This window comes from Noviherbaspirillum sp., from assembly GCF_036846085.1.
Taxonomy (GTDB): domain Bacteria; phylum Pseudomonadota; class Gammaproteobacteria; order Burkholderiales; family Burkholderiaceae_D; genus Noviherbaspirillum.
Map to the genome: position 1 here is coordinate 1 of NZ_DAIUCO010000224.1, position 8,925 is coordinate 8,925.

Sequence of the window (8,925 nt, forward strand, 5' to 3'; positions counted from 1 at the left end):
ATTGAGAATTACTCAATAGTTCAAACCGAGGGGGGGCGGTCGGTCGAACGGCAGGTGTCGCATTACAATTTGCCCATGATCATGGCCATCGGATTCCGGGTACGCAGCCCCCGCGGCACGCAGTTCCGGCGCTGGGCGGCGGCCGCCCTCTCCGAATATCTGGTGAAGGGCTTCGTCATTAATGACGAGCGCCTCAAGGACCCGGACGCGGACTATTTCGAGGAGCTGCTGGCACGCATCCGCGACATCAGATCCTCCGAAAAACTGTTCTACAAGAAAGTGCTCGATATCTACGCCACCAGCGTGGACTACGACCCGAGCGCAGAGGCCTCGCAGCTCTTTTTCCAGACCGTGCAGAACAAAATGCACTGGGCCGCGCATGGTCACACCGCCGCCGAGATAGTGGTAAAACGGGCTGACGCGAGCAAAGATAATATGGGGCTGACCGCCTGGGCAAACCAGTCCAAAGGTGGCCCACCACGCAAGACGGATGCTGTAATCGCCAAGAACTATCTAACAGCGGAAGAGCTGGAAGCACTAAACCGTATCGTCACTGCATATCTGGAATTTGCTGAGCTTCAAGCCATGAACCGCAAGCAAATGACAATGCGGGATTGGATCAGCAAGCTGGATGACTTCCTGCGTCTGGGTGACCGCGATGTGCTCACCCATGCGGGCCGCGTCACCGCCGAGATGGCCAAGCTTAAAGGCGGGCAGGAATACGACCGCTGGCATACCCGTGCGATCAACGCGCCGAGCGCGGTCGAGCAGCATTTCATCGAGGCGACCGCAAAGGTGAAGAAGCTCGCCGCAGACAAGCCCGCCAAGGGCAAGGGTGGTGCGAAATGATTCCGGATGGGTGGCGTTCCAGCAAGATTGGCAAGATTGCTGAACCGATCACGAGTGGGTCTCGCGGCTGGGCGGCGTACTATGCTGATTCCGGTTCTCCCTTCATCCGCATCACCAACCTTCGTCGAACCTCCATATTGCCTGACTACGGCCCAATGAAATATGTGGCTCTGCCAGACGGCAGCAATGAAGGCCGTCGGACGGAACTGCGCCAAGGTGATATTCTCGTCTCGATAACTGCTGATCTAGGCGTCATCGGCTACATCGAGACCCAGCCAGAAGCTCCGAGCTACATTAGTCAACATGTGGCGCGAGTGCGTATCAAGAGTGGCGCAGCCGACCCTCGGTTTGTTGCCTATCAGCTAGCAGCTCCCCGACACGCACGAATTATTGATCGACTGAATGACTCTGGCGCCAAGGCTGGCCTTAACCTCCCAACTATTGCATCAATCCCAGTATTGCTGCCATCGATGGCCGAGCAAAAGTACATCGCGGAAACATTGCAAACCTGGGATCGCGCCATCGAGACGGTTGAGGCGCTGATCGCCAACGCCCGCGCACAGAAGCAGGCGCTGATGCAGCAACTGTTCAGTGGAAAGCACAGACTGCCGGGGTTCAGCGGAGAGTGGCAACGTAAGCCGATCAACGAAATCGCTACCCGCGTCACGCGTCGCAATGACGGCACTGAACTGCCGGTCCTGACGATTTCCTCCACGTCAGGTTTCGTCAGGCAGGACGAAAAATACAGCCGCTACATGGCTGGAAAAAGCGTCGAAACCTACATCATGCTGAACGAGGGCGAATTTGCTTACAACAAGGGCAATTCCAAGACCTACGAGTTCGGCTGCATTTTTGACCTTCAAGGGTACGCACGTGCAGTCGTTCCGCACGTGTATGTCTGCTTTAAGCTCAAAAAGGGGTACGGCCACCGCTTCTATAAGGCGTTGTTCGAAGCTGACTATCTCGCACCGCAACTGGGGCAACTCGTCAACACCGGCGTGCGCAACAATGGCTTGTTGAATATTAAGCCCAGCGAGTTTCTCAACACAAAGGTTCCCGTCCCACCGCTCGACGAACAAGATGCAATCGCAGCCGTCATGCAAGCGGCTTCGCGCACCGTGATCGAAAACGAAACCCAACTCACCGCCCTCCGTCAGGAGAAGGCTGCGCTGATGCAACAACTCCTCACCGGAAAGCGTCGCGTCAAGCTCGACAGTAAGGATGCCGCATAGTGCCTCTCATGACCTTCGATCAGGCCATCGCCGACTCTGCGCAGTTTTCGAAGCGCCACCTGCTGCTGGGCAACGGCTTCAGTATCGCGTGTCGTGCAGATATTTTTCATTACGGCTCGCTGTTCGGACAGGCAGATTTCTCTGCGGTCCCGGAAGTCGAGGCTGTCTTCCAGTCCCTAGGAACGGAGGACTTTGAGGTCGCCATCCGTGCATTGGAGAGCGCCTCGCGCATTCTGCCGGCCTATGTTCCGACGGGCGCAGCAGCAGGTGCGAAGATGGTGCAGCATGCTGCCGCCTTGAAGGAAATCCTGGTTGCAACGATTGCCGGTAACCATCCCAACATCCCACCCGATATTCCAGACGATAAGTTCTGGGCCTGCCGTCGATTTCTTGCGAATTTCCTTGCCCAAGATGGGCAGGTTTTCACTCTGAACTATGACCTGCTTCTCTACTGGACGCTAATGCATGACGACATGCCGTTCGATGCGCCAATCCCGTTGGCGACCAACGACGGCTTTGGCAACGATGAAGATGAGCCCGATGCAGACTATGTCGTGTGGCAAGGCGAAACAGGGGCGCACAACGCAAAGATCCATTTTCTGCACGGTGCGCTGCATCTGTTCGACTCAGGCACCGAACTGAAAAAATATACTTGGATCAGAAAAGGGAAGCCGCTGGTCGAGCAGGCCCGCGAAGCCATCAATGCGAACGCTTATCCGTTGTTTGTGGCCGAAGGAACCAGTGCCCAGAAAAAGACCAAGATCAGGCACAATGCGTATCTCTATCAGGGCTTCAAACAACTCACAGCCAACGCCGTTCAGGGAAGGCACTGCTTTTTCATTTTCGGCCATTCGCTCGCAGCGAACGATGATCACATTCTCGTGCGCCTTGCCCGAGGTCGCTTCCCCAAGCTTTATGTGGGCATCTACGGCGACCCGACGGCTCCTGAAAATCGACAAATAATGAGCCGGGCGAGCGCGTTGGCTCACCAGAGGCATGACAGATGGCCTCTTGATGTTTCATTTTATGATGCTGTTTCAGCAAACGTGTGGGGCGCCTAAATGACTTGGCTTGAACGGCAATCGGGTTGGAAGCAGCAAGCAGAGGACGCCCGCTCTCCTGGCGACATTGACTATGCACGCGTCGTACATTCGTCGTCTTTCAGGCGTTTGCAAGGCAAAACCCAAATCTTAAATCTGGGTGATAGCGACTTTTATAGAACTCGCCTCACACACTCGCTAGAGGTGGCCCAGATTTCCGGCGGGTTGGCTCAACAACTGAGAAAAAACCTGCCTGATCACGAGGCCATCAAAATAATTCCAGATCGGAGCATGATGCATGCAATCGCCTGCACTCACGATTTAGGACATCCTCCTTTTGGACATGGAGGTGAAGTAGCGCTCAACTACTGTATGCGTGGAAACGGAGGGTTCGAAGGGAATGGACAAACCTTACGCATACTGTCAAAGCTTGAAAAATTCTCTGCGCAAAATGGCTCCGACCTAAGTCGGGAAGCCTTACTCGGTATCTTAAAATATCCAGTGCCTTACAGCCTAGCAGCGAATCCCGAGAAGGCTCCAGCAATGCTGGAAAACACCAGTGGGACTCCTATTCTGGATCGCAAGGCTTCCACACCGCCGAAATGTTACTTGGACACAGAGAAAGATGTGGTGGAGTGGATGCTGGATGTGATTCCAGCGTGTGATCGCGAGCTTTTTCAAAGTTATTTGACAGAAAAGGGCGAGCACAATAAGGCTAAGTACAAATCATTTGCGTGCAGCATTATGGATTTAGCTGATGATATCAGCTTTGGCATACACGACATGGAAGATGTATTGGCACTTAAGCTTGTGGATAGAGAACAATTCGAACGCCATGTTACATCAGAAAATTGTTCCGCGCTCTTAGATTATTTATCCGATAAATACCCAGATGAATACAGTAACAATGTATACAATGAATTTGCAAATCGCCTCTTTGCAAACGGAGAGAAGCGCAAACATCAGATAAATAGGATTTTAAATTTTATTATTACCTCAGTCAATATAGAAGATATCGATGAATTTTCAGAACCACGCTTACGTTATCGCGCGACTATGCCTCAAGCGGTACTAAAGTTTATAAAAGCGACGAAGGATTTTGTAAAAAAGGAAGTGATTTATAGCCCCAGTGTCCAACACTTGGAACTCAAAGGGCAAATGATGGTTATTGCCGTCTTTGAAGTAGTGAAGTCGAATCCGAAGAGTTTTCTCCCGCGTGATATATACGCAAAATACGAGGCGAATGAAAACAATCTTAGAATTATCTGCGATTACCTCGCAGGCATGACCGATGCTTACCTTCTCAAAACCTATGACCGATTGTTCAGCCCAAGAATGGGCTCGGTTTTTGATAAGCTATGATGTCGATGCAAAGCTTTCCCAACACCGCCGAGCTTTACAGCGCGCATATTCCCGCCCTGGCCACCCTTGTTTCGCTAGGTTGGCGCTATATGTCCGCCGCCGATTGCCTAACCGCGCGCGGGGGCAATTCGGGCGTTATCCTGCGTAATGTTCTGGTCGAGGAACTTCGCAGGCGTACTTTCGAGTACAAGGGCAAGACCTATCCTCTTTCGACCAATGCCATCGACCATATTGTGCGGGACCTTTCAGCACCCGCCCTAAATGAAGGCCTGATGAAGGCCAATGAGAAACTGTATAATGCCCTTACGTTGGGCATCACGGTCACCGAATTTGTCGATGGCAAGAAGCACAGCGTCACTGTGCCGATCATCGATTGGAAGCGGCCGCTGACCAACAGTTTCATCGTCACAGAAGAGCTGGAGGTGCTGGCCGTTGCGGGCACCCATACGCGGCGTCCGGACATAGTCGGTTTCGTCAATGGTATCCCGCTGCTGGTCATCGAAGCCAAGCGTCCGGATGGCAATGCCAGCAAGTCTATGGTCGATGAGGGCATCAGCCAGATGCTGCGCAATCAGAGCCAGGAGGAAATTCCCAATCTCTTCGCCTATGCGCAGCTTCTAATGTCGGTCGGAATGACGGATGGCCGCTACGGAACTACCAAAACGATCCGAAAGTTCTGGTCGCAATGGCGCGAGGAGGTTTTCACCGAGGATCACTTTATTGCAGTGAAGAACGACGCCCTCTCAATTGATCCGCGCGCCGAATTACTCAAGGATCAAGTCTCGGAGGTTCGCCACCACTTTCAGCACCTCTGGAGCAATGAACAGGCAGTCACGGCGCAGGACAGGCTGCTGATCAGCCTGTGCAGGCCGGAACGCCTGCTCCACTTAGTGCGCACTTTCGTCCTGTTCGACCGCAAGGTCGGAAAGATCGTCGCCCGTCATCCGCAATATTTCGGCATCAAGGCGCTGCTCGATCGCATCAAGGGTATCCGGCCGGATGGCGGCCGCGAAGGCGGCGTCATCTGGCACACGACCGGCTCGGGTAAGAGCTTCACCATGGTGCTGCTGTGCAAGGCGCTACTGATCGATGACGATCTTAAGGCCTGCCGCGTAATCGCTGTGACCGACCGCCGCGATCTGGAAAAGCAGTTGGCGGCCAATTTCACCACAGGCGGCGCCTTTGGTTACGACACAAAAGACGCAACTGGGGCCAAGGCGCAGTCCGGGCGAGACCTGGCCAAACGCATTGGCAAGGGCACCGAGCGGATAATTTTCACCATCATCAATAAGTTCGCGGGTGCCGCTAAGCTGCCCGAATGCCACAACGATACGGCAGATATGATTGTGCTTGTCGACGAAGGCCACCGCAGCCAAGGCGGTGAAAACCACGAGCGTATGCGAAGCGCTTTACCAAACGCTGCTTATGTCGCCTTCACCGGAACCCCACTGCTTAAGGATGACAAGACGGCCAACAAGTTTGGCCGCATCGTACACGCCTACACTATGCAGGATGCCGTAGCCGACGGCACTGTCACGCCGCTGCTCTATGAAGAGCGCAAGCCGATCCTCGACATCAACGAAAAGGCCATCGATAACTGGTTTGAAAAAATCACTGACGGGCTTTCGGACAGCCAAAAGAACGACCTTAAGAAAAAGTTTGGCACAAAGGGGCCGGTCTATGGATCCGACAATCGCATCGCCCTGATCGCGCTCGACATCGCCACGCACTTCAAGACCAATTTCAAAGACATGGACCTGGGCCTTAAGGGGCAGTTGGCGACCGACTCGAAGCGCTCGGCCATCCGCTACAAGAAGGCGCTGGATGCAACGGGGCTCGTTTCGAGCGCGATTGTCATTTCACCGCCCGATACGCGTGAAGGTCACTCCGAAGTCGATGAAGCCGAATTGCCCGAGGTGCTGCAATGGTGGATCGATAATGTAAAGGTAGACCCGGAGGAATACGAACGCCAGATCATCGAGGATTTCGGGACCGAAGGCCGGCCCGATATCTTGATCGTCGTCGACAAACTGTTGACTGGTTTCGACGAGCCACGGAACGCTGTTCTTTATATCGACAAGAAGCTGGAACAGCACAATCTCATCCAGGCCGTTGCCCGCGTTAACCGACTGCATGAGCAAAAGCCCTACGGCCTGCTGATCGATTATCGCGGCATACTGAAATCGCTCGACACGGCGCTGACCGAATATCAGAACCTAGCGGAAAAGACCCAAGGCGGCTTTGATGTCGATGACATAGAAAACCTTTACAACAATGTCAGCACTGAATATAAGCGGCTGCCGTCGCTGCATTCCGAGCTTTGGGCCATTTTCGCGTCGGTCAAAAACAGATCGGATATCGAGCAGTACCGGCGGGTGCTTGTTCCCCATCTAGAGGGCGACGCTGACAACCTGGAGATCGACCGCAACCAAAAGGCTCGGGAAGACTTCTATGAGGCGCTGACGGCGTTTGGCATGTGTCTTCGCGTCGCACTTGGATCGCGGTCATTCTTCGAGGACGGGTCAATTTCTGAAAAGCAGATCGCGACCTATAAGCGGGACCTGAAGTTTTTTACCAATCTGCGCAAGATCGTCAAACAGGACGCGCAGGAGACGGTCGACTTCACCACATACGAAGAGCAAATCCGAAAGCTCGTCGATCGCTACGTCATCGCCGAAGATGTTCAAAGCGTCGACGGCGTGCTGATTGTCAATGACTTGGGCAAGGAAGCGCTGCCCGAGACATGGCCGACAGAAAAGACACGAAATGAATCCGACATTATCCGGTCGCGTGTGCGCAAAACGATCGAACAGGAGCTGGCTGACGATCCCTATGCTCAGCTGTATTTTTCCGAGTTGCTTAAACATGCCATTGCTGAGGCGTCATCGCAATTCGACCATCCGTACAAGCAGTATATTCTATTCAAAGACTTGGAGGAGAAGCTCAAAGGCAGACAGGTCGATGACACTCCATCGGCTCTGGAAAACCGAGGACATGCATCTGCCTATTTCGGCGTTATGCGCCTGGAAGTCGGCGATGCCGTGGTCATGGGAGATCAACAGAATGACTATATCGCCGCCGCACTGGACATCGAAGAGGCTGTCCGTGATGCCGTTGCCGAGAACTCCCTGAACCCGCAAAATATTGAAGCCGCCATCCGGAAAGCTCTGTTGCCCCGGCTTTACGCGCTCACAGGGCTTGACCGAGCAAAGTCAATAACTGACCGATTAGTGGAAATCACACGCTTCGGTATTGCGCGGGATAACGCCTGATGAAGGTGTTAATCCGATACGGCGACGACACGGCGCAATGCGACGTGCAGGAAAGCGCATCTATAGCTTCGAAGATCCGCATTCATGTTTATCCTAACGGTAGGATCGAAATCGAAGCACCGCTAGGGAAGTCCGTAAACGAGATTCAGAACGCCGCCCAGAAAAGGGCGAGATGGGTGTTTTCGCACCTCAAGGTAGCTTCGTCGGCACGTGCTCTGTCGCTTGCACGTGAGTACGTGAGCGGTGAAGGCCATTTCTACCTAGGCAGACGGTACAAGCTCACTGTCAGTCCCGCACCGATGGCACAGTCGTCTGTTAAGTTGACGAGGGGGCGGCTCGAAGTTGCCGTCTATTCATGCGATCCTGCGGTCGTCCGCCGTCGGCTTAAGAATTGGTATCATGAACGTGCGCAGGACTATCTCTCGCGGCGCCTCTCGCATTGGGTGGCCACCCTTCCTTTCCTGAAGGTCGAACCGCCATTGAAGCTTATATCGATGTCGACACAGTGGGGAAGCTGCTCTCCACAAGGCACAATTCATCTTAATCCCGCTCTGGTGAAGGCGCCGCGCCAATGCATTGATTACGTCATTGTCCACGAGGTATGTCATCTGGTCGAACATAATCACAGCCGACGATTTTATCATCTACTTGATCGATATATGCCGGATTGGCGCTCCGCGAAGGCAGAGTTGGATGGCTTAGCAGAAATGCTTCTGATGGAATGATGCCGTGTCTCGAAATTCAATTTTCATTTGAAACGCTCGGCCGCCTACGGCCGACCACTGTTCAAAACCAGCCGAACCGCCACCGACTTAAACGCATCCGTAAATTTCGGCTGGTAAACTGGGGCTTTTTCCATCTCGTCCTTCATGGATCAATCTCCTATTATTTTTAGGAAATCGCTCTCCACTTTTTACGGGCAAGTCCAAACCATTGTTTCACAACCGGTAGGGTGAATTTAAGGCAGCCATCATGTCCCGAAAAACTCTCAAAAATAAGCCTGAAATTTAGGCGTACCCTTTTTCACGGCAAAATCGCATCGTCTCTGGGCAAGACTGGCTCTTACACATCCGGGAAGTTTTTCATTTTTCAAGTGATATCACTTTTGAGGGAGGCCTTAAGGTCAGCAAACACCCCTCAGACGCGGATAAAAATGGCTGACATCTAGTA

At 53.3% G+C, this 8,925-nt stretch carries 6 protein-coding genes; all 6 read left to right on the forward strand.

Annotation, left to right across the window (positions count from 1 at the left end):
• The coding region (locus V7080_RS20370) for a virulence RhuM family protein (protein WP_334190219.1) at positions 1-849 on the forward strand (849 nt) is incomplete at its 5' end.
• A complete protein-coding gene (locus V7080_RS20375; RefSeq protein ID WP_334190220.1) occupies positions 846-2,081 on the forward strand; it encodes a restriction endonuclease subunit S in 1,236 nt (411 codons plus the stop codon). The genes V7080_RS20370 and V7080_RS20375, both read left to right, overlap by 4 nt.
• A gap of 8 nt (positions 2,082-2,089) precedes the next feature.
• Positions 2,090-3,142, forward strand: a complete 1,053-nt coding sequence (locus tag V7080_RS20380; protein WP_334190221.1) for a DUF4917 family protein — start codon at positions 2,090-2,092, stop codon at positions 3,140-3,142.
• Positions 3,143-4,483 (forward strand): anti-phage deoxyguanosine triphosphatase, encoded by a 1,341-nt coding sequence (locus V7080_RS20385; RefSeq protein ID WP_334190222.1) that lies wholly within the window; start codon positions 3,143-3,145, stop codon positions 4,481-4,483.
• On the forward strand, positions 4,480-7,755 hold the full coding sequence (locus V7080_RS20390; RefSeq protein WP_334190223.1) for a type I restriction endonuclease subunit R: 3,276 nt from the start codon (positions 4,480-4,482) through the stop codon (positions 7,753-7,755). Before V7080_RS20385 ends, V7080_RS20390 begins: the two co-directional genes overlap by 4 nt.
• Positions 7,755-8,480, forward strand: a complete 726-nt coding sequence (locus V7080_RS20395) for a M48 family metallopeptidase (RefSeq protein ID WP_334190224.1) — start codon at positions 7,755-7,757, stop codon at positions 8,478-8,480. The genes V7080_RS20390 and V7080_RS20395 overlap by 1 nt, the downstream gene beginning before the upstream one ends.
• Positions 8,481-8,925: the final 445 nt, after the last annotated feature.

Coding starts and splice junctions, on each gene's coding strand:
- V7080_RS20385 (WP_334190222.1), top strand. CDS start 3,143: ATGACTTGGCTTGAACGGCAATCGGGTTGGAAGCAGCAAGCAGAGGAC.
- V7080_RS20395 (WP_334190224.1), top strand. CDS start 7,755: ATGAAGGTGTTAATCCGATACGGCGACGACACGGCGCAATGCGACGTG.
- V7080_RS20375 (WP_334190220.1), top strand. CDS start 846: ATGATTCCGGATGGGTGGCGTTCCAGCAAGATTGGCAAGATTGCTGAA.
- V7080_RS20390 (WP_334190223.1), top strand. CDS start 4,480: ATGATGTCGATGCAAAGCTTTCCCAACACCGCCGAGCTTTACAGCGCG.
- V7080_RS20380 (WP_334190221.1), top strand. CDS start 2,090: ATGACCTTCGATCAGGCCATCGCCGACTCTGCGCAGTTTTCGAAGCGC.